At 67.2% G+C, this 24,187-nt stretch carries 24 protein-coding genes, 4 tRNA genes and 1 pseudogene; 17 read left to right on the top strand and 12 right to left on the bottom strand.

Going from position 1 to position 24,187, the window contains the following annotated elements:
* Positions 1–5: 5 nt before the first annotated feature.
* A complete protein-coding gene (locus NZH93_RS45500) occupies positions 6–209 on the top strand; it encodes a hypothetical protein (RefSeq protein ID WP_259629584.1) in 204 nt (67 codons plus the stop codon).
* A 636-nt stretch (positions 210–845) separates the two neighbouring features.
* Here the strand turns inward: NZH93_RS45500 and NZH93_RS45495 are convergent.
* Positions 846–1,115 carry a hypothetical protein gene (locus tag NZH93_RS45495; protein WP_259629583.1) on the bottom strand — a complete coding sequence of 90 codons (270 nt, stop codon included), beginning with the start codon at positions 1,113–1,115 and terminating at the stop codon, positions 846–848.
* A gap of 468 nt (positions 1,116–1,583) precedes the next feature.
* Here NZH93_RS45495 and NZH93_RS45490 point away from each other — a divergent pair, with 468 nt between their 5' ends.
* Positions 1,584–3,209: a pentapeptide repeat-containing protein gene (locus tag NZH93_RS45490; protein ID WP_259629582.1), complete on the top strand. Its 1,626-nt coding sequence runs from the start codon at positions 1,584–1,586 to the stop codon at positions 3,207–3,209.
* A gap of 124 nt (positions 3,210–3,333) precedes the next feature.
* On the opposite strand, the gene NZH93_RS45485 is transcribed toward NZH93_RS45490, so the two are convergent.
* A complete protein-coding gene (locus tag NZH93_RS45485) occupies positions 3,334–3,519 on the bottom strand; it encodes a hypothetical protein (protein WP_259629581.1) in 186 nt (61 codons plus the stop codon).
* A 17-nt stretch (positions 3,520–3,536) separates the two neighbouring features.
* Here NZH93_RS45485 and NZH93_RS45480 point away from each other — a divergent pair, with 17 nt between their 5' ends.
* The 6 genes and pseudogenes from NZH93_RS45480 to NZH93_RS45455 all read left to right on the top strand — a co-directional run bounded on the left by NZH93_RS45480 (position 3,537) and on the right by NZH93_RS45455 (position 10,351).
* Complete coding sequence (locus NZH93_RS45480) at positions 3,537–4,016, top strand: hypothetical protein (RefSeq protein ID WP_259629580.1); 480 nt, start codon at positions 3,537–3,539, stop codon at positions 4,014–4,016.
* Positions 3,992–4,555 carry a hypothetical protein gene (locus NZH93_RS45475; protein ID WP_259629579.1) on the top strand — a complete coding sequence of 188 codons (564 nt, stop codon included), beginning with the start codon at positions 3,992–3,994 and terminating at the stop codon, positions 4,553–4,555. The genes NZH93_RS45480 and NZH93_RS45475 overlap by 25 nt, the downstream gene beginning before the upstream one ends.
* A 353-nt stretch (positions 4,556–4,908) precedes the next feature.
* Positions 4,909–6,807 carry an ATP-dependent nuclease gene (locus tag NZH93_RS45470; protein WP_259629578.1) on the top strand — a complete coding sequence of 633 codons (1,899 nt, stop codon included), beginning with the start codon at positions 4,909–4,911 and terminating at the stop codon, positions 6,805–6,807.
* Positions 6,804–8,336, top strand: coding sequence for a UvrD-helicase domain-containing protein (locus tag NZH93_RS45465; RefSeq protein WP_259629577.1), 1,533 nt, complete (start codon positions 6,804–6,806; stop codon positions 8,334–8,336). Before NZH93_RS45470 ends, NZH93_RS45465 begins: the two co-directional genes overlap by 4 nt.
* 468 nt (positions 8,337–8,804) lie before the next feature.
* Positions 8,805–9,140: pseudogene (locus NZH93_RS45460) on the top strand (transposase); the annotation flags it as partial.
* 89 nt (positions 9,141–9,229) lie between these two features.
* Positions 9,230–10,351 (top strand): tyrosine-type recombinase/integrase, encoded by a 1,122-nt coding sequence (locus NZH93_RS45455; RefSeq protein WP_259629576.1) that lies wholly within the window; start codon positions 9,230–9,232, stop codon positions 10,349–10,351.
* Positions 10,352–10,458: 107 nt separating this feature from the next.
* Here the strand turns inward: NZH93_RS45455 and NZH93_RS45450 are convergent.
* The 4 genes from NZH93_RS45450 to NZH93_RS45435 all read right to left on the bottom strand — a co-directional run bounded on the left by NZH93_RS45450 (position 10,459) and on the right by NZH93_RS45435 (position 11,306).
* Positions 10,459–10,530: transfer RNA gene (locus NZH93_RS45450), tRNA-Val, on the bottom strand.
* A gap of 1 nt (position 10,531) precedes the next feature.
* Positions 10,532–10,603, bottom strand: a tRNA-Cys gene (locus NZH93_RS45445).
* A gap of 56 nt (positions 10,604–10,659) precedes the next feature.
* A tRNA-Gly gene (locus NZH93_RS45440) sits at positions 10,660–10,732 on the bottom strand.
* Positions 10,733–10,880: 148 nt separating this feature from the next.
* The gene (locus NZH93_RS45435) at positions 10,881–11,306 is read right to left on the bottom strand and encodes an SsgA family sporulation/cell division regulator (protein ID WP_106189084.1); all 426 of its coding nucleotides are present in this window, start codon (positions 11,304–11,306) and stop codon (positions 10,881–10,883) included.
* 242 nt (positions 11,307–11,548) lie between these two features.
* On the opposite strand from NZH93_RS45435, the gene NZH93_RS45430 reads away from it, so the two are divergent.
* From NZH93_RS45430 to NZH93_RS45410, 5 genes are all read left to right on the top strand, one after another.
* Positions 11,549–12,244, top strand: coding sequence for an RNA polymerase sigma factor (locus NZH93_RS45430; protein WP_259629575.1), 696 nt, complete (start codon positions 11,549–11,551; stop codon positions 12,242–12,244).
* The gene (locus NZH93_RS45425; RefSeq protein WP_259629574.1) at positions 12,241–13,059 is read left to right on the top strand and encodes an anti-sigma factor; all 819 of its coding nucleotides are present in this window, start codon (positions 12,241–12,243) and stop codon (positions 13,057–13,059) included. Before NZH93_RS45430 ends, NZH93_RS45425 begins: the two co-directional genes overlap by 4 nt.
* A gap of 22 nt (positions 13,060–13,081) precedes the next feature.
* On the top strand, positions 13,082–13,537 hold the full coding sequence (locus NZH93_RS45420; protein WP_259629573.1) for a TIGR02611 family protein: 456 nt from the start codon (positions 13,082–13,084) through the stop codon (positions 13,535–13,537).
* A gap of 53 nt (positions 13,538–13,590) precedes the next feature.
* A tRNA-Val gene (locus NZH93_RS45415) sits at positions 13,591–13,662 on the top strand.
* Between the two features lie 192 nt (positions 13,663–13,854).
* On the top strand, positions 13,855–14,328 hold the full coding sequence (locus NZH93_RS45410; RefSeq protein ID WP_259629572.1) for a YybH family protein: 474 nt from the start codon (positions 13,855–13,857) through the stop codon (positions 14,326–14,328).
* Here NZH93_RS45410 and NZH93_RS45405 read toward each other — a convergent pair.
* From NZH93_RS45405 to NZH93_RS45380, 6 genes are read right to left on the bottom strand one after another with little or no spacing between them, the layout of a single operon-like run.
* Positions 14,277–14,612: an antibiotic biosynthesis monooxygenase family protein gene (locus tag NZH93_RS45405; protein WP_259629571.1), complete on the bottom strand. Its 336-nt coding sequence runs from the start codon at positions 14,610–14,612 to the stop codon at positions 14,277–14,279. The two genes, NZH93_RS45410 and NZH93_RS45405, sit on opposite strands and share 52 nt — an antisense overlap.
* An 11-nt stretch (positions 14,613–14,623) precedes the next feature.
* Positions 14,624–15,361, bottom strand: coding sequence for an SDR family NAD(P)-dependent oxidoreductase (locus NZH93_RS45400; protein WP_259629570.1), 738 nt, complete (start codon positions 15,359–15,361; stop codon positions 14,624–14,626).
* Positions 15,358–15,678 (bottom strand): TcmI family type II polyketide cyclase, encoded by a 321-nt coding sequence (locus NZH93_RS45395; protein WP_259629569.1) that lies wholly within the window; start codon positions 15,676–15,678, stop codon positions 15,358–15,360. The genes NZH93_RS45400 and NZH93_RS45395 overlap by 4 nt, the downstream gene beginning before the upstream one ends.
* Positions 15,679–15,696: 18 nt before the next feature.
* Positions 15,697–16,710, bottom strand: a complete 1,014-nt coding sequence (locus NZH93_RS45390; RefSeq protein ID WP_259629568.1) for a class I SAM-dependent methyltransferase — start codon at positions 16,708–16,710, stop codon at positions 15,697–15,699.
* A gap of 5 nt (positions 16,711–16,715) precedes the next feature.
* Complete coding sequence (gene accC, locus NZH93_RS45385) at positions 16,716–18,074, bottom strand: acetyl-CoA carboxylase biotin carboxylase subunit (RefSeq protein WP_259629567.1); 1,359 nt, start codon at positions 18,072–18,074, stop codon at positions 16,716–16,718.
* Positions 18,075–18,090: 16 nt separating this feature from the next.
* Positions 18,091–18,552 carry an anthrone oxygenase family protein gene (locus NZH93_RS45380; protein WP_259629566.1) on the bottom strand — a complete coding sequence of 154 codons (462 nt, stop codon included), beginning with the start codon at positions 18,550–18,552 and terminating at the stop codon, positions 18,091–18,093.
* Positions 18,553–18,820: 268 nt separating this feature from the next.
* Between NZH93_RS45380 and NZH93_RS45375 the strand changes: the two genes are divergently transcribed.
* From NZH93_RS45375 to NZH93_RS45360, 4 genes are read left to right on the top strand one after another with little or no spacing between them, the layout of a single operon-like run.
* Complete coding sequence (locus tag NZH93_RS45375; protein WP_259629565.1) at positions 18,821–19,249, top strand: cupin domain-containing protein; 429 nt, start codon at positions 18,821–18,823, stop codon at positions 19,247–19,249.
* A complete protein-coding gene (locus NZH93_RS45370) occupies positions 19,246–20,514 on the top strand; it encodes a beta-ketoacyl-[acyl-carrier-protein] synthase family protein (protein WP_259629564.1) in 1,269 nt (422 codons plus the stop codon). The genes NZH93_RS45375 and NZH93_RS45370 overlap by 4 nt, the downstream gene beginning before the upstream one ends.
* Entirely contained in the window at positions 20,511–21,716 is a 1,206-nt protein-coding gene (locus tag NZH93_RS45365) for a ketosynthase chain-length factor (RefSeq protein ID WP_259629563.1), read from the top strand. The genes NZH93_RS45370 and NZH93_RS45365 overlap by 4 nt, the downstream gene beginning before the upstream one ends.
* Before the next feature lie 31 nt (positions 21,717–21,747).
* The gene (locus tag NZH93_RS45360) at positions 21,748–24,186 is read left to right on the top strand and encodes a PEP/pyruvate-binding domain-containing protein (RefSeq protein WP_259629562.1); all 2,439 of its coding nucleotides are present in this window, start codon (positions 21,748–21,750) and stop codon (positions 24,184–24,186) included.
* Position 24,187 lies beyond the last annotated feature (1 nt).

Raw genomic sequence — 24,187 nt, 5'->3', positions numbered from 1 at the left:
CGCTCGTGGTCGCACCACGGCAACCCCGTCGCCGCGTTCTGATCGACTCCGTCGAGGTCAAACACCCACCCGGCGAACCGGACCGCATCCGGCCGGACAAGCCCGAACGCGGCAAGACCGGCAACAGTGCGCCGCCGGGATCCCGTGACGCCGAGGCGCTGGCGTTGCTCGACGTGGTGAGGGCACAGACCGTTGACGCTACGACCTGATTCTTCGTACTCGCGCCGACACCGCTGGATCTGCGTTGCCGATTCCGCCGTCCAGCAGCGCGCGGAAGTCGTTGGTGACCAGATTGCCACCCGCCGACCAGTGACACCCCGCCGCGGTACACGACCCCGACACTCGCGGAGTGCTCCGCACCCGCATCCTCGGCGGACTCATCAACGAGTGTCGACATGCCGCTTGATCAGCAGCGATGACTTTTCGAGCGGCACAGGATCAAGAGCTGCCGCCACGAACTCCTCGACCGCACTCTGATCTGGAACCAAGAGCATCTACTGCACGCGCTGCGGGAGTACGAGCAGTTCTACAACTTGCACCGACCCCACCAAGACATCGCCAACGCACGACCACTGCACCCGCTGCCGCCATCGATCACCGACCAAGCCCAGATCATCGACTTGGACATCCGTCAACGGCAACGGTTGGGTGACATCCTCAACGAGTACCACCATGTCGCCTGACCAGCACGGACGGCATTTTCGGCTATCACAGGGTTCGCGATCGGTGGCGGACTGCTCAGCACCGGGACCGTCACCGTGGGTGGCCGGGCGATCCACCGCAAATGGAAGGCCCGCCGTCCGGGCCGGGCCGCGCTCCGATGAGGAATGTGGGCCGGGCTGCCGTCATACTGCAGACGTCTCCGCCTGCTGGGTCGCATTGTTGTTTGCCCGCGTCGCGGCATCCCGCAGAGCTGACGCCACCGCGGTGAGCTGCGTGCGGTACGAGGCCGCCCAGTCGCCGCGGAAAATGTCTGCGTCAGGCCCAGCCCAGTTCGCCGAGTCGATCTGCGCGCTGAGGGTGGAGGCGATCGTGTCGATCTCGTCCGCCTTTGCGCCCAACTGGGTCGCCAACGCCCGAATCGCGTCGACGTCCATCCCGTAGAAACCACCCATGCCGTCCTCTTTCCCAAGATCCGTTGTTCGTGGAGACCCGCTCGACGGAGCGGGTGGTGCTGTCCTCTCCCTCAGTCGTCGGGCAGTCCGATCTGGACCACGGCTGTCTTGCCTGCCACGACGTGCCGCGCGCATCCCGGCGGGAAGTCCGCTCAGTTGAGGCAGGGCGGGAAGGTCATGCGGAACGCGGTCGACCCGTCGGCGGACCCCAGAACACCTGCGCAAGTCCGTCCAACTGACCGAGATCGGCCCCGAGCACCTACCCCAGCAACGCCTCGACGATCACATGCACAGTCTCGACCTGGGATCGCGGAATTTCGACGACTGTCTAACACCAGCCATGACCTAGTCTTTGATCGCTGGAGGGGGCCTCGACGTTGCATCTCGGGGCAACCGAAGATCAAAGTGATCACTTGCGTACGCAAAGTTGGTTGTAGCACTAGGTGAACACCAGGCGACTGTACTGACATGGCCGTCTCCGACGTGGCTCAGCCAGTCAACCCAGCAACTAGAGTGCACGAGAAGCGCACCGCGTTGCCGCAGTGGACCGTCCCCCTGGTGGCCTTCGGGGTTACCGCCGCGTCCCTGTTGGTATTCATCATTCTGTGGCGATGGGTCAACGGGTTGCGATTGCAAGGTAAAGACTTGGCGTCCGCACAATTGGATGTGGTCAAAGTCGCATCAGGGATCGCGGTCGGCGGTGGCGGCCTGTTCGCGTTATACCTGGCAGCGCGACGGCAGCGGACCCAAGAGTTAGAACTTGACATCCGGCGCGACGAGTTGCGCAACAGAGAGTCGGAACTTGCACAACGCGATCGCGTCCAAGTTCACGCCGAGCAAGTCGCTGAGAATTCTCGACTACACGCCGAACGAACCACTGCCGCCGCGGAAAAGGATGCAGCCGACCGGCGGGTAACTGAGCTCTACGCCAAGTCGGTGGAAAATTTGGGTTCGGACAAGGCCCCTGTCCGGCTGGGCGTTCTGTACGCACTGGAGCGTCTAGCACAGGACAATCCGGCTCAGCGACAGACCATTATCGACGTACTTTGCGCCTATCTGCGCATGCCCTATGATCCCCCCTACGAGCCTGCGAATCTGCCGAGTCCAGGTGACGTAGATATGCTCACCCTAGAGCGGCACACAAAAATGATAGCCGAGCAACGCGAACGCGTCCAAGAACGCGAAGTTCGCCTCACAGCCCAACGGATCCTCGCCTCCCACCTGCGCCCCGATCTCGACGATAGCACCGGAAAGTCGACGAATCTCCGCTTTTGGCCAGGAATCCAGAGACTAGACCTGACTGGCGCAACCCTCATCGAATTTGATCTACGAGGCTGCCACATCGGTTCTGCAGGATTTACCGGAGCCACCTTCGTGGGCACTGCTGGGTTCGGTGGCGCCGTATTCACCGGCATCGCTCGGTTCAACGAGGCCACGTTCGCGAGCAACGCCTGGTTTACGGGAACCAAATTCGCAGGCACCGCCGGGTTCAACAAGGTTACTTTTACGGGCGACGCAGGTTTTAACAAGGCTATCTTCGCCAACACTGCCGGGTTCAACGAGTCCAACTTCACCACTAACGTCTGGTTCACCGGCGCCGCTTTTGCTGGCACTGCCGGATTCAGTGGCGCCACCTTCACGGGCACATCCGAATTCGGCAATTCCACCTTTTCCAGCACAGCTGAGTTCAACAAGACCACGTTTACGGGAAACACGCAGTTTGGTAGAGCGATGTTTAACGACGTATCATTCGGCCGCGCCACCTTTAGTGGTACCGCCGGGTTCGGCGGTTCAAACTTCGACGGCATCACCAAGTTTAACGATGCTTCTTTCAAAGGTACCGCCGGGTTCACAGGGTCCGTCTTCGTCGGTGCAGCCCTATTCGATAATGCAAATTTTGGCCGCAATGCCTGGTTTGACAAGACAATTTTTAACGGCGCCGCCCAATTCGATGGGGCCGTCTTTAACGGCGACTCAGGTTTCCTCAATCTCTCGACTGAGCCGGATTCACAGCAGTCGATGTCACCACCGCCCTCGCCGACGCCACCCGCAGTGGGACCCTGTACCTGCCGAAAACCTCATCCATGCAGGTGACAGAGGGTCCGCCGAGACCCATGCGCGGATGCAGTCGTGATCACGCTGCTGCCGATGAGCACGGCATGACGACCAGCCCATGCCGCTTCGGCTGGCCTACCTCAGCGTGACCAACGCGTTCGCCCTACTGCGCCTGCTTCCCATGAGCGACCGGAACAAGGACGTAGAAATCCTGGTGCTGCGGCACCAGATCACCGTCCTGGAACGCCAACTGGGCACAACTCAACTGCGGTTCTTCCCCGCCGATCGGGCGTTCCTCGCGGCGCTGCTGCACCGGCTCCCGCTGAGAACGCTTCGTCAGCTCCAGCACCGGTACACCCTGAAACGGTGCTGCGCTGGCACCGGGACATGCTCGCGCGCCGCCACGCCGCCAAGTCTCGCCCCAAGCGCGCTGGACGACCGCGGACCGTGCGCTCGATCCGGCTCCTGGTGCTCCGCCTGGCACGGGAGAACCCCACCTGGGGCTACCGCCGCATCCACGGCGAACTACTCGTACTCGGCATCACGGTCGCCGCATCCACGGTGTGGCAAATCCTCAAGGACACCGGAATCGACCCGGCACCCGATCGCGCCTCCACCACTTGGACGGACTTCCTCCGCTCCCAGGCCGAAGCTCTGCTGGCCTGCGACTTCTTCGAAGTCCCGACCCTAAGCGGCACCCTGTGCCTGCCGATAACTCCATCCATGCAGGTTGAAGCCGTGCGAAATGTAATGGGCGAAGTGCTCGTGCGTGCGGCCGAATATCCGCAACGACGTCGACTGACGCGGCATGATGACCGGCCATGCTGCTTCGACTGGCCTACCTGAGCATGACCACCTTGAGCGGCTCCACGGCAGGGAAACAGGCCGGAAAGAAACACGGATCGGGACAACGTACCGACCCGCCGCCGGGCGGGGTGATGACGCCCGAACGCTGCCATGATCGGGCGATGGACGATGACTGCCGCTTGCTCAGGTTGATCTCGCTCGTGGCCTACACCGAACCCGATGACCACGAGTGCGGACTGCGGCTGCGGCGGAACAAGGACGACTACAGGCGGCTCGACGAGAACTTGCAGAGCTTGGGACACGACATGTGCATGCACTACTCCGGCGCGGTGCGCCACCACCGCAAAGACCGCGTTAGCGGCTACGACCAGGACTGGGCGGAGCTGCCGGACTGGGCGTTGCGGTTCGTCACCGCGCTGACCGAGGACGCCGTGACGCTGCTGGGCACGAGCGTCTGCGAGTCTCTGCGCCTGCTGCAGGCGACACCGACCCCGATCGGTCGGCAGTGGGTGGAGGACGTCACGGCGACCTGCTGGCGGCTCAAGCTCGCTCGCGTCGACGAGCGGTTCGGCCTGTGATCGAATCATCACCGATCAGTCCCGGTTGTCGAACCTGGCGTGGCTTCGTCGCCTTGCGCGATAGCACCGCAGGTTCATCGCCGCAAGTGGAACCACGCGGAGTGCTCCACACCCGCATCCTCCACAGACTCACCCATAAGCACAGACACGCCACTTGACCAGCAGCGATGACTTTACTAGTAGCACAGAATGGCTCTGTCGGACGCTTTCATTGCGACGAGCGACACCACAGACCAGGGGAAGCGATGTTGGGTCTCGCTTGGACATGAGGAGACAGCGGTCGGCAAGCGCGTCCTATAGACGACGGCTCTGTGTAACAACAGATCGTTCCGACTCGACCTCCAAGCGTGCACTTGAGCAAGCTCATGATCCGAGGACTCCGCGCCAGCGCAGAGCACGATCTCGAAGTTCGCCTGCCTGGCCGCTTCGCCGTGCTGGTCGGAGCAAACAGCGCTGGCAAGACCACGGTCGCCGAGGCGCTGCAACTTGCGCACACCAAGGTATTTCCCCGGCTGCCCGCGCCGAGCGCGGCCGTCTTGGGAGACGGAGAACGTTCGGTAGAAATCGAGTACTCCTTCTCAAGCGGTGAGCACCGTGAGGGACCGCTGGGTCGGGCCATTCAGGCTCAAGCTGGCACCGCAGCTCCTGGCACGACGGCTGCGGTCTGGACGCGCGAGCTGAGCCGAGACCTGGGGAGAGTAGCTACCAGAACGCTGGTAGCCCACGACATGATGGACTCGTTCCGCCTGGTCTACCTGCCAGCCTGGCGAAACCCGGTCGACGAACTAGCGCGCCGGGAAGCGCGCATCCTGGTCGAACTGCTTCGGGCACAACGCCAGAACGCCGGTCACGGACGCAACTTGGCCGGGCTGCGCGCCCGCGCGTCGGCACTCCTCGAACAGCTCACCGCCGACAGCCTCATCGAGGCCGTGGAGGAGCGGATCGCCGCCCACCTCCAGTCGTTGTCGGCAGGCGTCTCCCGCAACTGGCCCTATGTCCGCAGCCAGGTCATCGACGACACCTACCTCGCCAGGGTCCTGGAGTTGATGCTCGCGGTCCTTGAAGGACGTGAGCACGCAAGGCCGCTTGAAGTCTCCGGGCTGGGATATGTCAACTTGCTGCACATCGCGGTCACCTTGGCGGCCATTCCAGATCAACAGCTCGCGTCTGCGGCCACCGTTGATGAAGCCACTTCCGAGGAAGAGCTGGCCGATCCTGCCGATGCGGGAGCGAGGTTGCTGCAAGCGCGCGCGGAGCGTGACAGCGAGGAGGACTCCTTCTTTCCCTCACGTCCGCTGCATGTCACCGTTCTGATCGAAGAACCGGAAGCACACCTGCATCCGCAGCTTCAGCACTCCCTTGCCCGGTATCTCCAGCGAATCGCACGCGAACGTCCCGAGCTGCAGATCATCCTCTCCAGCCACGCCACCGACATCATCACCTCGTGCTCTCCCGAAGACATTGTCGTGATGCGTCGCTTGCAGGACGGCCGCCGAGTCAGCCGAGGCATCGCCGAACTCGACATCCCAGACCGCGCGGAAGTCATGCGCAAGACGAGACTCCACCTCGATGCGAGCCGGTCCGCGGCACTGTTCGCCGAACGGCTGCTGCTGGTCGAAGGGGTTACCGACGCCGCCCTCGTCCGCGAGTTCGGCTGGGTGTGGGCTGGTGACGACGTGGACAAGCAGTCGTTCGTCGACGCCTTGAGCATCGTCCCCATGGGCACTAAGGTCGGTTCGTGGGCGGTACGTCTCTTGGCCACCCGCGGGCACGAGCTGTGCAGTCGACTGGCGGTGTTGCGCGACAGCGACAAGCCACTCGACGAGTTGCCGACCCGCCCGAAGTGGCTGACAGACGATGCTCACGATCCCAACGTGGTCAAGGTCGTGCACAGTCACCCCACGCTGGAACCGTCCATCACCACCGGCAACGAGGCCTTGATCGTTACCGCACTTGAGGATCTCGAGATCGATCGACCTGACCCGCTCGACGTCGCCGCCGTGCACCTTCTGTTTCGCAGTGCCCGCAAGAAGACCACGAAGAGGGAAGCAACACCTGCGGGTCCTGCCGCATCACGGAAGGGAGAGTTCGCACTCGCGTTAGCTGGACACCTCTCGGACCAACGGCATTCAGGTTCTCCGACGGCGGCGGTACCGGAACACTTCACCGAGATCTTCGAGTTCCTCTACGCGACAGAAGAACCCGCAGTGCAGGAGGAACCTGCGGGGGCCCCTGAGGACGAGCCGGTATGACGCCGAGCGCGTCGACTGGTGACGCCCGCCCCAAGAACCTCACGGACGAGCAGACTGCCGCGAGTGGCAGCCTGGAGCGGCGCTTGTTCATCGATGCGGGTCCCGGCACTGGCAAGACAACCGTTGCGGCTCAACGCTTCGGAGTTCTCCGCTTCGCTCCGGAGTTCAGGGCCGACCACCGAGCAGTCATCGCTGTCAGCTTCACCAGAGCCGCCACATGGAATCTGAAGCAACGGGTGAGACGCATCTGGGGTCCGGCCGCTCTTACTTGGCCGCACCGCATCGTCACTCTCGACACGATCATGTGCGATCTTCTGCACGATCTTCTCCGCGCTGGTCTCCTTCGATGGCCCAATGGGCACACCGCACTCACGGTCATCGACAGCTGGAACGCGCTGGTGCCGCCCACGTGGACTAAAGAGACCTACAAGCTCAATGTCGACGCCCAGGAGGTGAAGCTGACCAAGGTAGTGCTTCGAGAACGTGGTTCGCACGTGCCGCCGCCGGCGATCCGCAAGCGTCTCGCGGAGGGCATCTGCACTCATCAGGATGTGCGTGACGCGCTCGCGGGTGCGTTGAAAGACGAGACGATAGCCGCGCGCGCCCGTGATCATCTGAATGAAAGCGTGAAAGCACTGATTGTCGACGAAGTGTTCGACGCCAATGAACTCGACATCGCTGTGATCGAACTTGCCGCGCAAGCTGGCCTGTCCATCACCCTCGTCGGCGATCCATGGCAGGCGCTGTACGTGTTCCGTGGTGCACGCCCTGACATAATCCCAGCGTTTCTAACTCGGGCCGGCATCACCACCCTGGCTCTCACCGAATCCTTCCGGTGGCGTGACCCAATGCAACGAGAGCTCGCTGGAGATCTGAGGGAGGGCCGTGGCGTCACGCTCGACTTGACGGCTTCCGATGCAGTTGTAGGCAACGTCGATGTTGTCCTCGCGACCGAGTGGAAACCGCTCTGGCAGGCCAGCCACAGCATCCTTCCCCTCGCGTTCCACTCCTTCAAAGGAGGACTGGAGGAAGCAGCTGCAACCCTCCTCCTCAACCACATCACGCGTTCCACGTTCGGCGAGAACGCCACCTACCTCGTAGACTCGTTAATGACGCTATCCATCAGTGACCCGGACGTCGCCATACGACTGGAAAACGAACTACACAACGTCGTCGAAATGCTCTTGGACACCGAAAATGAAACCACCAAGACCGCTTACGCCAGACTGGCAGGGATCATCGCGTCGTTCTCCCCACACGTGCTGCGGCCCGCCCACCGCAACCACACCGCTCGCTTGGCGCTCATCGCAACTCGTCTCGAACAACACGGCAAGCTGATACCCGGCTTGACGACCCATCAGGCCAAGGGCGGCGAGTGGGACACCGTGGGCGTGGTGCTATCGGCTTTCGAGCAAGCTCGACTCCAAGGCGGACTCACTCACACTGAAGACACCGACCGCAAGCTGTACGTCGCCTGCACACGCGCCCGGCTGCACACCGCGCAAGTAAGTACAGAGACTGCGGAGTAGCGTGCGGTTACAGCACCAAACACCCGATGAACCCATACCGAACCCACGTATGTGATCGCCCTGGGACGCTGTACTTGCCGAAAATGTCATCCACGCAGGTCAAGAAGGCCTAGCGGTCACGTTGCTAACACCGACCAGTCGCTGATGTTGTCGAACCCCTCAGGCAAGCCCACGCTGAGACAGTTCTCGACAACCACGCCGCCACGACCAGAACAGACACCGCGCCACATACCGATCTCACCCACCGCAGCCGAAGAAGAACCGGCACCATCGCGACTGAGAAACGTGTGACCCGTCATGCCATCTCGTCGATACAAAGCAGACCGACGACGAAGGGAGCAGGGCGGTGAGGGGTGGTCGAGCTGATCGTGTTCTGGCGTTCGCGCTGGGCACGCTACTTGTATACGGGATCATCAACACCGCGCTGGCAGTCATCGAGCAGACCTGGTGGGCATGAGGCGTCGGCGGCCCACCCGCTACACCTGTGCCAAAGCACGCAAGAACTACGCTGGCACCAGCCCAGTCACCCGAGCCTCTGGCAAGAGCCGCACCGTCCAGGCTCGCTTCGTCCGCAACAACCGGCTCGCCGACGCGGTGCAGACCCAGGCGTTCTCCGCCCTGAAGGCCTCGCCCGGCGCCCGCGCCTACTACAGCAAGCAGCGGGCCCGCGAGGCCGGCTACAACGCCGCGCTTCGACAGGTCGGCAACCGCCTAGTCGGCATACTCCACGGCTGCCTCAAGACCCACACCCTCTACGACGAGACGACCGCCTGGTCACACCATGCCCAACCCCACACCACTTGACATCAAACGGCATGGGATGTCTGACCAGCACGGACGTAGTTTTCGGCAAGCACACCGTCCGGATCGGTTGACACACAAGGGAGAAGTCAATGGCATGGGTCGAGAAGCACGGGCCGGGGTTCCGCGTCCGCTACCGGTTGGCCGACGGGTCGCTGGGCACGGAAACCGGGTTCGACGACATCACCTCCGCGCGTAACCGGGCGAAGGACATCGAGTCGGAGAAGCGCAATGGCCGGTTCGTGGACCCGCGGGCCGGGCAGACTCGGTTGGCCGAGTGGGTGGAAGTCTGGTCCGACGCGCACGACGTGTCGCCGGGGACGTGGGCGAAGTACCGGTCGCATCTGCGGAATCACATCCTGCCGCGGTTCGGGGATGACGCGGTGGCCGACATCAGTCGGATGGCGGTCAAGGCGTGGGTGAAGTCGTTGCGGCGGAAGTTGGCCGAGCCGACCGTCGCCGACGTGGTGACGTTGCTGTCGCAACTGTTGGGTGAGGCGATGGAGGAGAACCTCATCACCGCGAACCCGTGTCGCAAACTGCGGCTCCACTCCGGGGATCAGCCGGAGCGGCCTCATGCTCGGCCGTGGCAGGTCGTGCGGCTGGGTGAGCGGTGTGGTGACAACGAGCGGGTGCTGATCGTCACGGCGGCGTACACGGGCCTGCGGTGGGGTGAACTGGCCGGGCTGCGCTGGCCGAGCCTGCACCTGGGCCACGGGACGATCAAGGTCGACGCCAGGACCGGGGCGCTGCACGAGATCGGCGGGCGCTTGGAACTCGGGCCGCCGAAGACGCCCGCGAGTGTCCGGACGGTGCATCTTCCGGAGTTTCTGATCAAGCTGCTGGTGGAGCACCGGGCCGACACCGATCACGAGCACGTGTTCACCGGGGTCGACGGCGGGTTGATGCGGCGGACGAACTTCCGGCGGCGGGTCTGGTTGCCCGCGGTCGACGGTCACCGGCGGCGTGGGTGGGCGCCGCTGTTTCCCGGTTTGCATTTTCATGATCTACGGCACACGCACAAGACGTGGATGATCGAGGACGGTGTGCCGGAGATCGCGCAGTGCCGGCGGCTGGGGCATCGGATGGACGGGGTGCGGGGCCGCTACTCCCACGTCACCCAGGCGATGACCGATCAGTTGCTGGAGGGAATGCAGCGGCGGTGGGAGCAGGGTGACGCTGACCTCTACCCGGAAAACTCGGAAACGGTGTGATCAAGGGTATGTGGTCTTGATCGTTTGCTCCCATTTTGCTCCCACACGCCAGAAAAGCCGATCAGCGATGATCGCTAACCGGCTTCCTGACCTGCAAATATAACCAGTGGACGATACAGGGATTGAACCTGTGACCCCTACCGTGTCAAGGTAGTGCTCTCCCGCTGAGCTAATCGTCCGAGGCGGAGACGGGAATCGAACCCGTGTACAGGGCTTTGCAGGCCCTTGCCTAAGCCACTCGGCCACTCCGCCATTGTCCTGAAGGCTAGCATCAAGACTTTGGCCTGAGCCCAAGGGGCCCTCTGCCGAGCGGACGACGAGATTCGAACTCGCGACCCTCACCTTGGCAAGGTGATGCGCTACCAGCTGCGCCACGTCCGCACCGCTCCGCGAAATTCTGGAACTTTTTGCCCTTTTGGGGCTTGTTGTTCCGGTCTTCCGTGGTGCTGAGGGAACTTTATTACACACACCGCGTCAGGATCAAATCGGGGTACCCGTAAAGCCGTTACGGGCCCCCGACCTCGGGTTTTCAGGTCAGGTCGTTGGAGATGAGGTGGGTCAGGGCCTCGTCGACGTTGACCCACAGGTGCTCGTTGCCGGGGACCACGACGTCGTAGGTGCGGTCGAGGAAGTCGGCCAGCTCCTGGGCGGAGGCTTCGAACATGGCGTGGCCCGATGGGGAGCTGAGTTCGATCACCACCACTTCCGGGTCGTCGGCGGCGGGCCTGATGCGGACGTCGCCGTCGCCCGCGTCGGCGATGAGGCCGTCCGCGAGGAGGTCTCGGGCGTAGACCCACTCGACCCAGCCTGCGCGGCCGGTGCGGAACGCGGCCACCACCGCGTACGGGTCCTTGGTGTCGTATCGGAGTTCAACCTGCACCGGAACGGCCGGGGTGCGTGGCGCCAGCAGGTCGAAGACCGCTGTCGAACGGAGCGTGACGTGATCGTTGCGCATCGTCGTTACCTTTTCTCCCTTCCCGGTCCAGGAAACGACCGAGCACCCATCTTGTGACGTCTATGTGGTGGAAAACGTATGGCGAGCCAGTTCGGATCACCCGATCGTGGCATCCGCGCTCCGTTCTGCGACTTGATCGCTCCGTTCCGTGCCCGCTCGGGGTCGGCGCCACCCATCTTGCTGGGTTTAACCTGAACCTGGTACCGGCTGTTGTGCGAATGTTGGACGTGAGGACCTCTCTGGTGGCTGACTCGCCCGCTCCACCGCCGCAACCGATGCCCGCCGACCCCAGGTCGCCGGACGTCGGGAGCCGCGATGGCCGACCTACGGACCCCGAACTCGTCACCCGGCTCACGCAGGGCGACCGGGCCGCGTTCGGCGAGCTCTACGACAGGTACGGGAGGCCGGCGTACTCGCTGGCCAGGCGCATCTGCGTCGACCCCGACCTGGCCGAGGACATCGTCCAGGAGGCGTTCCTCGCGCTGTGGCGCAACCCGAGCCGGTTCGACGCGAGCCGCGGCGGGTTCGGGACGTGGCTGATGACCGTGGTGCACCACCGGGCCGTCGACGCCGTCCGCAAGGAGAACACGCAGCGCAGGCGGAATGTTCCGCTGACCGACGAGCTCTCCGAGCGCAACGTGCCGCCCGCGCCGGGATCGGACCTGGAGGCGCTGAACAGCGTCGTCGGGGCCGAGGTGAGGGAGGCGCTGAAGAAGCTCCCGGAGGACCAGCGGCAGGTCATCGCCCTGGCCTACCTGGGCGGGTACACGCAGATAGAGGTGGCGAAGTTGACCGGCGTGCCGCTGGGCACGGTGAAGTCGCGCACGTTCGCGGCCATCCGCAGGCTCCGGGGATCGCTCTCGGCCGTCTGGACGGCCGAGACCGGCGGAGCCGCGGACCTCACGACGCCGAACAACACCAAGGGAGCGCACCGGTGAGCGGGGACCGGAAGACCGAGTGGTGCGACCAGGAGGAACTGGCCGTCGGATGGGCGATGCACGCCCTCGAACCGGACGAGGAGGCGCGGCTGCGCTCCCACCTGCCGGAGTGCGGGACGTGCAGGCGAACGGTGCGGAACACCGAAGCCGTGACGGCCGCGATCGGCGGTTCGGTCGACCAGTTCGACCCGCCCGCGCGGCTGAGGTCCCGCCTCATGGAGGCCATCGAGCACACGCCGCAGGAGCAGCCGGCTCCCGTCGTGGTGAAAGTGCCGGACCGCCAGGAAGTGGCGGCACCGATCTCGCTCGACTCCAGGCGGAACGTCAAGGCCAAGCGGACGCGCGTTCTGCTCGCAGCGGCGGCTGTGATCCTCGTCGCAGTCGTCACGGGGGTGGTGGGCACGCAGATCGGCAGCCTGTCCGATCAGGTCGAGGCGCAGAAGTCCCGAACTGACCAACTGGAACACACGTTCAGGCTGACCACGGACCCCACGACGAGGAAAGTGGTGCTGCGCACACCGGACGGGACCCCGATGGCGGTCCTCTTCTCGGGTGACGACGACGCCGCCGTGATCCCCGAGGGGATGCCCGCGAACGACACGGCCGCGCAGACCTACGTCGTGTGGGGCACCAGCGGTAACGGTCCGGTCGCGCTGGCGACGTTCGACGTACGCCAGGGCTCGCAGGACATCATGCTGGCGTGGAACAAGGACGCGTACGCGCACAGCGGGTTCGCCATCTCGCTGGAACAGGGCAAGGTCGCGCCCCCGACGCCTTCCGCCGTGCTCGCGGCGGGCCAGGTGACGCAGACCTGACCGAGGACGGGAAGATCGGACGATGACGACCGACCAGCACGACGACACCACGTCAGGGACCGAGCGCGACGGGCACGAGCACTCGCACGGTCCGCGGCACTGGTTCCGCCGCAACCCCGCCCTCAACCTCGCCTACCGCATCGGTGTGGGCGTGGTCGGCGGACTCGTGCTGGTCGCGGGCGTCCTGATGATCCCGTACCCCGGCCCCGGCTGGCTGGTCGTGTTCGCAGGCCTGGCCATCCTCGCCACGGAGTTCGAATGGGCGGGCAAGGTCCTCAAGTTCGCCAAGCGCTACTACGACATGTGGGTCGACTGGCTCAAGCGCCAGTCGCTCTTCGTGAAGCTCCTCGTCCTCGCCGCGACCGGCCTCGTCGTGCTGGCGACCCTCTGGCTGCTCGGCGCGTTGGCGCTGGTCGGCGGCTGGTTCGGCATCCACGAACCGTGGTTGGACAGCCCGATTTTTGGGTCCAAGGGTTGATGTTGTAAGCTACGTCCACACCGCGAGAGCGGGGAGTGGGAACAACTGAAGATGGGCGTTTAGCTCAGCGGGAGAGCGTTCCGTTCACACCGGAAAGGTCACTGGTTCGATCCCAGTATCGCCCATGGTTAGCAGATAGTCCCCGGCCTTTGAGGCCGGGGACTATCTGCTTTGTGCGGGTTGACGTTGTGGCGGGCCTTCGGGAGCATGGTTGTGTGATTCGCCAGGAGTTCGTTTCTGCGTAGACCGCCACGGCGGGGTCCTCCGGGGTAGTGGGTGTGCTGGACAGCCGACCCGACTGACCTCTGGAGATGAGCATGTCCGACAGCGTTGTGTTGCGGGAATTGAACGAGCACGTGTGGTTGGCCTACCGGGACGCTTACCAGGCGGGTGACGCGGCGGCGTTCCTCGCGTTGCACGAACCTGGGTTGATCCGTGCCGGTGGGCCGGTGAAACGGGTGGTGGGGTTTGCCGACTACGCGCTTGAAACCACTCAGTGGTTCGACGAGTTGGCGGAACGCGGTGACTCCGTTGTCATCGCGTTCCGGTTCGTCGAGCGGATCACCGACGGTGTGGTGGCCAGTGAGCGTGGTGTCTACCGGTTGGTCGCGGGTCGGGCCAGTGGGGAGAGCAAGGTGCTGTTCGGTCGGTTCCACGTGTTCAGCCGCCGGAGTGAGGGGCGTTGGCGCGTCGTGGTCGACTACGACTCCGATGAGCGGGGCACCGTCACCGTCGAGGACTACGAGTCGGCGACTCCGCTCGACGACGTTTCCGAGTGGGACGTGGGGTGAGGTGTTCGGTTGTCGAAGACGTCCACCTCCGTCATGGTCGTCATGGTGCTGTCTTCCCGCACCTCGCGCATCGCCCCGATCAGCCTGCGGTGCTCGGTGCTGCGTTCGTGCGCCCAGAACGACTCGTCGTCGGCCCAGTCGCTGTGGACGTGGAAGGTGCCCGTGTCGTCCCGGAAGACCCGCTGGCCGCGGTTCGACGGGTTGGCCGCGACCGCGGCGCCGACGGTGCGCACGATGTCCAGGAAGCGGTCCTCGCGGCCGGGTACGACGCGCATGCGCAGCATGACCCGGAACATCAGACGCCGCCGTCCACGTTGAGGGTCTCGCCGGTGATGTAGCCGGCGAGGTCGCTCGCGAGGAACAGCACCGCGCCCGCGATCTCGTCGACGCTGCCGAGCCTGCCGAGGGACGACTTGGCCTCGTAGGCGCAGCGGCGTTCGGCGGGGAGCGCGGCGGTCGCCTCGGTCTCGATGATGCCGGGCGCCACGAGGTTCGCCCTGATGCCCGCGGGTCCCAACTCCTTGCACAGCGCGCGTACGAGGCCGTTGAGGCCTGCTTTCGACGCGACGTAGTGCGCGGCGGAGGGCATGCCCGCCTGGGCCACGCGTGAGCCGATCAGGGTGATCGACGAACCCGCGGTCAGCAGGGGAAGTGCGCTGCGCACCAGGGTGAACGGGCCGGTGAGGTTCGTGGTCAGGGTGTGCTGCCACACCTCGTCGGTCAGCTCGGCGACCGGGTGGTGGCTGACGACGGCGGCGTTGCTGACGAGGGCGTCGATCCCGCCGAAGTGTTCGCCCGCCTCCGCCACGAGGTCGTCCACGTCCGCTCGGACGCTCATGTCCGCGCGCACCACGTGGTGGTCGCCGCCGATCTCCTTCAGTTCCAGCAGCAGGCTGGACGCGGCGGCCTCGTCACCGCGGTAGCAGGTCAGCACGGACGCGCCCGCCTCGGCGAAGCCGGTGACGACGCGCCTGCCGATGCCCTTGGTGCCGCCGGTGACGACGACCCGCTTGCCGATCAGGTCGAGCTTCACCTCGCCTCCCAGGTGTAGAACGGGGTCGCCATCGCGTCGCGGGGGCCGCGCCAGTCCGGCGAGTACGGCTGGACGTACGGGCTCAGCTTCGTGTTCACGTCCTGGAACAGCGGGTGGTCGCGCACCTTCCCGATGTTCTCGCCGATGTCCACAGCGGACTCGATGAGGTGCAGGTACAGGTCATGGAAGCGGAACAGGGTCCGGGACGACGCGCCGAGCAGGTGCGGCATCTCGGTCCGGTCGGACTCGGCGAAGACCTTCGCGATGACGTCCGCGTCCTTCGGGTCGAACCGGGCGACGAGCAGACTTCGGTACATGGCAGGACCTTCCAGCGCTTACGCGCGATCGGCGATGAGCACCCGCATCGGCACTCCGGGCAGGCGGTGGACCTCGGCGGCGGTGAACCCGGCCTCGGTCAGCATCCGGTCGTACGCACGTTCGGAGTGGACCTCGCCGCCCTTCGTCCACGCCAGCATCAGCACCGAGAACAGGTAGGGCGCGGGGTCGGCGTCCGGTGGCTCGTCGGTCGTGGTGAAGCCGACGACCACGAGCTTGCCGCCGGGTTTGATCACGTTGGCGGCCCGCGCCAGCAACGCGGTCGCCCGGTCCTCCGCGAAGTGGTGCAGCACGTTCGTCACGAAGACGACGTCGTACGCCCCGCCCAGCGGCACCTCGAACATGTCGCCCTCGATGAAGTCCACGCGGTCGCGCACGCCGAGCCGCGCGGCGTTCTCCGCGGCGATCGGCACCACGTGCGGCCAGTCGAGGCCCCACACCCGCAACGAGGGCTGCCGCGCGGCGAGGGTGAAGCCGTACATCCCGTGCCCGCATGCGACGTCCAGCGCCGTCGGAGTCGGCCGGGTGTCCAACCAGTCCGCCAGTTCGTCGGCGACCAGACCTGCGGTCGGGCCGGTCGCGGCGGTCGCGAACGTCGCGAAGTCCTGCCAGTACGCGAAGTCGGACGACTCGGCGTTGTCGTCGACCACCACGCCGCCGCGCCGGACCGCCTCGTCGAGCACCTTCAGCGCGTCCCACTCCCAGTCGCTGGCGAGGATGGTCGCCAGGTGGGCGACCGATCTGGGGCCCGCCAACAGCTCGTCCGCCCCGTCGACGAGGCGGAACTCGGTGTCCTTGCGCTCCAGCAGGCCGATCGCGACGAGCGCGTTCAGCAGGATGGTCGCGCCGCGCGGGTCGATGTCCAGGCGGGCGGCCAGTTCACCCGCTTCGGCGGGCCCTTCGGCGAGCGAGGTGAACACCCCCAGCCGAATGCCCGTCCGCAGCAGGCTCGTGTTGCGGTAGCCCTGCATCAGGTCGAACACCCGCTCACGGGTGAGCACTGCGTCTGCCACTCTCGTCACTTCCTCTCGATGTCCAGCACCTGTTCGACCAGTGATGTGGTGTGCTTCCCGTCGCGGAACAGCGGATGGCCGAGGATCTCCGCGAGGAACGGGATGGTCGTGTGGACGCCCGCGCCGCGGACGTGGAACTCGGCGAGCGCGCGCTCCATCCTGGCGACGGCCTGGTCGCGGTCGGCCGCCCAGGTGATCACCTTGGCCAGCAACGAGTCGTAGTCCGGTGTCACCCGCGCGCCGGTGAACCCGTGGGTGTCGACTCGGGTGAACGGGCCGCCTGGCGGGATGAACTCCTCCAGCACGCCCGGTGCCGGGGCGAAGTCGCGGGACGGGTCCTCGGCGTTGACCCGGCACTCGATCGCGACTCCCCGGCGTTCCACCTGGTCCTGCGTGATGGAGAGCGACCTGCCCGCCGCCACCAGCAACTGCTCGCGCACGAGGTCGATGCCGGTCACCATCTCGGTGACCGGGTGCTCGACCTGGATGCGGCAGTTGACCTCCATGAAGGTGAACTCGCCGTCGGGGTCGACCAGGAACTCGAACGTGCCCGCGCCGACGAAGCCCGCCGCGAGCGCGCCCCGCACCGAGGCCTCGCCCATGCGCGCGGTGAGTTCGGGGCTCAGTCCCGGCGCGGGTGTCTCCTCGATGAGCTTCTGGTGCCTGCGCTGCACCGAGCAGTCCCGCTCCCCCAGCCAGATCGCGTTGCCGTGCTGGTCGCACAGGACCTGCACCTCGACGTGCCGCGCGGCCTCCTGGAACCTCTCGAGGTAGACCCGGCCGTCCTCGAACACCGCCTGGGCGGCGGCTCGGGTGCGCTGGTAGTGCTCCATGAACGTGCTCGGCTCGCGCACGACCGCCATGCCGCGGCCCCCGCCGCCCGCCGCGGCCTTGATGATCACCGGGTAGCCGATCTCGTCGGCCAGGTCCTTCGCCTCCGCGGCGCTGTCCAGGGTCTCGGTGCTGCCGGGCAGCAGCGGCAGGCCGGCGTCGGCCATCAGCTTGCGCGCGGTGGCCTTGTCCCCCAGCGTGCGCAGCACCGAGGCGGGCGGTCCGATGAACGTCAGCCCGTGCGCTTCGCACACCTCGGCGAAGTCCGCGTCCTCGGACAGGAAGCCGTAGCCGGGGTGGATCGCGTCCGCACCGGTCTGCGCCGCCGCCTCCATGATCGCGGGCACGTGCAGGTAGCTGCGCCGCGCCGCCGGAGGTCCTATTTGGACGGCCCGGTCCGCGAGCCGCACGACGGCGGAGTCGCGGTCCGCCGTCGAGTGCACCACGACCGTGCGCAGGTTCAGCTCGCGGCAGGTGCGCGCGACGCGCAGCGCGATCTCCCCCCGGTTGGCGATGAGCACAGTCTCGATCACCACGTGGTCCTCTCGCTCACACCAGGAGTCCGACGACGTAGACGTTGATCACCAGTGACAGGATCACCATCACCGCGCGCGCCGCGTTCCAGTTGCGCCAGCGCTCCATCGCCCGTGACTCGGCGAAGTCGGGCGGCAGCGCCTCGGGGTCCAGCTTCGCCAGCCACCTGTTGATCGGCACGTTCTTCGTCAGCGCGATGAGGATCGCCTTGAGCTGCAAGGACGACGAGATGATCGTCAGCACGTGCACCAGCGTGCTGCCCGCGAAGAACCCGGCGGCGCCGGTGAAGATCGTCCCGCCGACCAGCAGGGCGGGCATCCACGGCTCGACCTTGGGCAGCAGGAGCTGGTGCACCTGGACGGAACGGTCGTCCGGCAGGGCCAGCCGCAGCGGCGCGACCCCGATCATCGCGATCAGCAGCGCTCCGGCGGTCAACCCGTTGCACAGCAGGGCCAACGGCAACAGAATCTGAAGCATCGTCCTAGGCACTCCTCGTCCGGCTCGGTCCTGGCGCCAGATACTCGCCGCCGTCGGTCGTGGACGGCTGACGAACGGCTCACCGATCGAGCAGGTCCGCGTTCAGCGGGCCCTGACGCCTTCTTCAGGATTTCCCCACGCCGGTCGGTGACAGTGGCGGCCAGGCACACGACCTCGCCGTGCGACGTGAGGTCGCGCGGGGCGTCGAGGGACCCGACGCCCACCGCGGAGCTCGTAGTCACCCACCGCCGACCACACAGGAGCACCCTTGTCCACGCAGGAGATCGCGAAGGTCGCCGCAGCCGACATCGAGCCGAACCGCCGTCGCGGCGGGGAGCTGCGGGTCGTGCTCGGCCCGAAGACCGCTGGTGCGACCACCGGATTCCTCGGAGTCCTCACGATGGCGCCGGGCGACTACGTGAGCGAGCACTACCACCCGTACTCCGAGGAGTTCCTGTACGTCGTGCGCGGAACGCTCCTCGTGCGGGTGGACTCGGAGCCCGTCGAACTCGCCGCGGGTGAGGGCCTGCTGGTGCCGATCAACGCGCGGCACAGCGTCCGGAACACCTCCGACGAGCCGGCCGAGGCCGTGTTCCACCTGTGCCCGCTGGCGCCGAGGCCCGAACTCGGCCACGTCGACACCGAGTCGCTGCCCCGCCCGGACGAGGCGCAGCCCGGTGTGGGGGCGAGCAGGTGACCGACCGGCGCGCGGTGATCACCGGGATCGGTGTCGTCGCACCGGGTGGCATCGGCACGAAGGCGTTCTGGGACATGATGATGGCGGGCCGCACGGCGACCAGGGCGATCTCGACGTTCGACGCGACCCCGTTCCGGTCCCGGATCGCCGCCGAGTGCGACTTCGAGCCGGACAAGGAAGGCCTGACCCCGCAGGAGATCCGGCGGATGGACAGGGCGACCCAGTTCGCCGTGGTCAGCGCGCGGCAGGCGGTGGAGGACAGCGGCCTGGAGTTCGACGTGCTCGAACCGCACCGGCGGGGCGTGGCGATTGGCAGCGCGGTCGGCTGCACCATCGGGCTGGAGACCGAGTACGTGGTGGTCAGCAACGGCGGCCGGGACTGGGTCGTCGACAACGACTACGGCGTGCCCCAGCTCTACGACTACCTCGTGCCCAGCGTGTTCGCCGCCGAGGTGGCGAAGCGCTGCGACGCCCGCGGACCGGTCGCGACCATCTCCACCGGGTGCACGTCGGGCCTGGACGCGATCGGCCACGCCGCGGCGCTGATCGAGGAGGGCTCGGCCGACATCATGGTCACCGGCGCGACCGACGCGCCCATCTCGCCGATCTCGGCGGCGAGCTTCGACGCGATCAAGGCGACGTCGCCGAACAACTCCGACCCCGAGCACGCGTCCCGCCCGTTCGACCGCGACCGGGACGGCTTCGTGCTCGGCGAGGGCGCGGCCGTGCTGATCCTCGAGGAGCGCGAGCACGCCCGTCGGCGGGACGCGCGGATCTACGCGGAGATCGCCGGGTTCGCCAACCGCAGCAACGCGTTCCACATGACCGGGCTCAAGCCCGACGGGCGCGAGATGGCCGAGGCGATCACCCGGAGCATGCGGGCCGCCCGGATCCGGCCGGAGGACATCGGCTACATCAACGCGCACGGCTCCGGCACCCGGCAGAACGACCGGCACGAGACGGCCGCGTTCAAGCTGAGCCTCGGGCACCGGGCGTACCGGGTGCCGGTCAGCTCGATCAAGTCGATGATCGGCCACTCGCTCGGCGCGATCGGGTCGCTGGAGGTCGCCGCGTGCGCGCTCGCGCTGGCGCACCAGGCCGTGCCGCCGACGGCGAACTACACGACGCCCGACCCCGAGTGCGACCTCGACTACGTGCCCCGCACCGCTCGCGACGCCGACCTCGACGTCGTGCTCAGCGTCGGCAGCGGGTTCGGCGGCTTCCAGACCGCGATGCTGTTGTCCCGGCCGGGATGGACGGCATGAGCGCCGTCGTCACCGGGCTCGGTGTGGTGGCGCCGACCGGTATCGGGGTGGAGCGGTATTGGGCGAACACGTTGGCCGGCCGCAACGGGATCGCGGAGATCACGAGGTTCGACGCGTCGAGCTACCCCGTGCGGCTCGCGGGCGAGGTGCGGGACTTCGACGCCACCGAGCACCTGCCGACGAGGCTGACGTTCCAGACCGACAGGTGGACGCAGTTCGCGCTGTGCGCGACCGAGGAGGCGCTGCGGGACGCGGGCGTGCACCCGCTGGCGGACAGCGGTCTCGGCGAGTACGAGATGGCGGTGGTGACCGCGAGTTCCAGCGCGGGCAACGAGTTCGGCCAGCGCGAGTTGGGCAGGCTCTGGTCGGAGGGGCCCAAGCACGTGACCGCGTTCCAGTCGATCGCGTGGTTCTACGCGGCCACCACCGGCCAGACGTCCATCCGGTTCGGCATGCGCGGCCCGTGCGGCGTGATCGCGAGCGAGCAGGCGGGCGGGCTCGACGCGCTCGGCCAGGCGAGGCGCGTGCTCAACGCGGGCGCCAAGCTGGTCGTCAGCGGGGGCACCGAGGCGCCGCTGTCGCCGTACGCGCTGGTGTGCCAGCAGGCGACCGGGTTGCTCAGCGGGTCGCGCGACGCGGCGCGCGCGTACCTGCCGTTCGACCCGGACTCGGCCGGGTACCTGCCGGGAGAGGGCGGCGCGATCCTCATCGTCGAGGACGAGGCGGGCGCGCGGGAACGCGGCGCGCCGCACGTGTACGGCAGGATCGCGGGCTACGCCGCGACCTTCGACGCCGGAGGCGGATCGGAGCTGCGCGGGGCGGCGGAGCGCGCACTGGCCGACGCCGGGATCCGTGCCGCCGACGTGGACGTCGTCTTCGCCGACGCCGCGGGCCTCCCCGAGTTGGACCGCGCCGAGGCCGACGCGCTGGTCGCGCTGTTCGGCCCGTGCGGAGTTCCCGTCAGCGCCCCGAAAACGGCCACCGGCAGGCTGTACGCGGGCGGGTCCTCGCTCGACGTCGCGGCCGCGCTGCTGACCATCAGGACCGGACTCGTGCCGCCGTCGGTGAACGTCCGGCCCGACAGCCGCTACCGCGTCGACCTCGTCGTCGACGCGCCGAGAGCGCTGCCCGTGCGGACGGCGCTCGTGATCGCCAGGGGCTACGGCGGGTTCAACGCCGCGGTCGTCGTCACCGCCGCCTGACCGGGCCGACCTCTTCGATTGGAGCCAGAAAATGACCTCGACGCTGCTGCGCCCGCTCGACACCATCGGCCTCGCCGACGTCGGCGCCGTCGGCCGGAAGTCCGCGGTGCTCGGCGAACTGCGGGCGGCGGGGCTGCCGGTGCCGGAGGGGTACGTCCTGCCCGCCGAGGTGCTGGACCGGCTGCTCGCGTCCGGCCGGACGGACGGGCTCGAACTGCCCGGTGACCTGATCGCGGAGCTGGACGCACTGGCGCACCGGCTCGGCGGCACGGCGGTCGCCGTCCGCTCCTCGGCCGTCGAGGAGGACCTGCCCGGCGTTTCCTACGCGGGGCAGTACGAAACGGTGCTGGACGTGACGGGGACGGGCGACCTGATCGCGGCGGTGCGCACCTGCTGGGCGTCGGCGTTCTCCGACCGCGTCGCGACCTACCAGGGCACGCGCGCGCTCGGCGCGGGCCGCCGGATCGGCGTGCTGATCCAGCACATGGTGCCCGCCGAGGCCGCGGGGGTCGCGTTCAGCGCGAACCCGGTGACCGGCGACCGGAACGAGGTCCTGGTGAGTGCCGTGCGCGGGCTGGGCGACCGGCTGGTGTCCGGACTGTCCACTCCGGACGAATGGGCGGTGCGCGACGGGGTCGCCTCGCTCGCGTCCGGCGCGGAGCGGGCGATCACCGCGGAGCAGGCGGCGCTCGTCGCCGAGCTGGCCAAGGGGATCGAGGTGCGCTTCGGTTCGCCGCAGGACATCGAGTGGGCCATCGCCGACGGGACGCTGTGGCTGTTGCAGGCGCGGCCGATCACCGCGCTGCCCGAGCCGCGGCCCGAGGTGCCGCCCGGTTTCTGGCAGCGGTCGAACTACGCGACCAAACCGCTGTCCCCCATGGGGCGGTCCACGGTGTTCCGCTGCCAGACCGACGCCATCGATCACCTGCTCACCTACAGCCTCGGCGAGAAGCTGGAGTTCCGCGAGATCGGCGGCTGGCTCTACTCGACGTTCGTCATGGCCGAGGGCATGGAGCGGATCGCGGCGAAGCTGGCCACGATCATGGCGGGCGTGCGTGCCGACGAGCCCGCGACGTCCTGCCGTCAGTGGCACGAGAAGTGGCGGCCGACGCTGTCCGACGAGCTGGCCGCCGAACGCGCGAGCGATCCGGCCGCACTGACCGACGACGAACTCGAAGCACAGCTCGGCCACCTGCTGAGCCTGTCCGCCAAGGCGACGGAGGTCCACTTCCGACTCGGTGGCGCGGGCATGCTGCTGCTCGGCCAGCTCGGCCTCGCCTGCCAGGAACTGCTCGGCTGGGAGGCGGCGCGGACCATGGCGCTGCTCACCGGGCTGCCCGGCAGCACGACGGCGCCGTCCCACGCGCTCGGCGAACTCGTCCGGCTCGCGGAGCGCGACACGGGGGTCCGGAAGCTGCTCCAGACCGGCGGTGACGCCGAGGCGTGCGCCGAGGCCGATCCGGAGTTCGGCGCCGCGCTGCGCGGTTACCTGCGCGAGTACGGCTTCCGGACGGTCGGCATGGACATCACCGCTCCGACGATGGCCGAGAACCCCGCACTCGTGATCTCCCTCGTGCGCGGGCAGCTCGGCAGGGGTTTCGACCCCTCGCGCGACGCGGACGAGCTGACCGCGACCCGCGAGGCAGCGGTCGCGGAGGCGACCGCGGCACTAGCGGACCGGCCGGAGGACCTCAAGCGGTTCGACCGGGTGTTGGAGAACGCCCAGACCGCCTATCCCCTGCGGGACGACAGCATCCTGCTCTCCCAGACCGGTTTCGCGCTGATCCGGCGGGGTGTGCTCGACCTCGGCCGCAGGCTCGCCGAACGCGGGCAGCTCCGCGACGCGCAGGACGTGTTCATGCTCGAACTCCCCAAGGCCCTGTCCGCGCTGCGCGACGGGATCGGGGTCGACGGGCTGGTGAGCCGCCGCGCCGCCGAACTCGCGCTGGCGCAGGCGAACCCCGGCCCGCAGAGCTACGGGCGACCGGCCCAGCCCTCCCGGCCGCCCGGCGAGTGGCTGGGGATGCTGCCGCCGGACGTGCGCGAGGTGGTCGCGGCGGGCATGTGGGTGTGGCGGGAGGCGGCGGGCAACCTGGCCACCTCCGTCAACGGCTCCGACGACGACGCGGTGATCAGCGGGATCGCCGCGTCCAAGGGCACCTACACGGGCCCGGCACGAGTCATCCTCGACGAGACCGACTGGGGTGAGCTGCGTCCGGGTGACGTCCTCGTCTGCCCGCAGACGACGGCCGAGTGGTCGGTGCTGTTCCCCAACGTGGGCGCGCTCGTCACCGACCACGGTGGACTGCTGTCCCACCCGGCGATCATCGCCCGCGAGTACCGCGTCCCGGCCGTGCTGGCCACCGGGGACGGCACCCGGCGGCTGCGCAGCGGTCAGCTCGTCACCGTCGACGGCTCGCGAGGAGTCGTGGAAATCATCGATTCACCAACTGCCGCGAAGGAGCAGTGAG

The sequence above is a fragment of the Umezawaea endophytica genome, from assembly GCF_025061645.1.
GTDB lineage: Bacteria > Actinomycetota > Actinomycetes > Mycobacteriales > Pseudonocardiaceae > Umezawaea > Umezawaea endophytica.
Note: the sequence above shows the minus strand (reverse complement) of the source record. Positions and strands in the feature narration are given on the sequence as shown.

Coding starts and splice junctions, on each gene's coding strand:
- NZH93_RS45410 (WP_259629572.1), top strand. CDS start 13,855: ATGTCCGACAGCGTTGTGTTGCGGGAATTGAACGAGCACGTGTGGTTG.
- NZH93_RS45455 (WP_259629576.1), top strand. CDS start 9,230: ATGGCATGGGTCGAGAAGCACGGGCCGGGGTTCCGCGTCCGCTACCGG.
- NZH93_RS45365 (WP_259629563.1), top strand. CDS start 20,511: ATGAGCGCCGTCGTCACCGGGCTCGGTGTGGTGGCGCCGACCGGTATC.
- NZH93_RS45420 (WP_259629573.1), top strand. CDS start 13,082: ATGACGACCGACCAGCACGACGACACCACGTCAGGGACCGAGCGCGAC.
- NZH93_RS45475 (WP_259629579.1), top strand. CDS start 3,992: ATGCTGCTTCGACTGGCCTACCTGAGCATGACCACCTTGAGCGGCTCC.
- NZH93_RS45405 (WP_259629571.1), bottom strand. CDS start 14,612: ATGCTGCGCATGCGCGTCGTACCCGGCCGCGAGGACCGCTTCCTGGAC.
- NZH93_RS45490 (WP_259629582.1), top strand. CDS start 1,584: ATGGCCGTCTCCGACGTGGCTCAGCCAGTCAACCCAGCAACTAGAGTG.
- NZH93_RS45495 (WP_259629583.1), bottom strand. CDS start 1,115: ATGGGTGGTTTCTACGGGATGGACGTCGACGCGATTCGGGCGTTGGCG.
- NZH93_RS45360 (WP_259629562.1), top strand. CDS start 21,748: ATGACCTCGACGCTGCTGCGCCCGCTCGACACCATCGGCCTCGCCGAC.
- NZH93_RS45380 (WP_259629566.1), bottom strand. CDS start 18,552: ATGCTTCAGATTCTGTTGCCGTTGGCCCTGCTGTGCAACGGGTTGACC.
- NZH93_RS45465 (WP_259629577.1), top strand. CDS start 6,804: ATGACGCCGAGCGCGTCGACTGGTGACGCCCGCCCCAAGAACCTCACG.
- NZH93_RS45435 (WP_106189084.1), bottom strand. CDS start 11,306: ATGCGCAACGATCACGTCACGCTCCGTTCGACAGCGGTCTTCGACCTG.
- NZH93_RS45395 (WP_259629569.1), bottom strand. CDS start 15,678: ATGTACCGAAGTCTGCTCGTCGCCCGGTTCGACCCGAAGGACGCGGAC.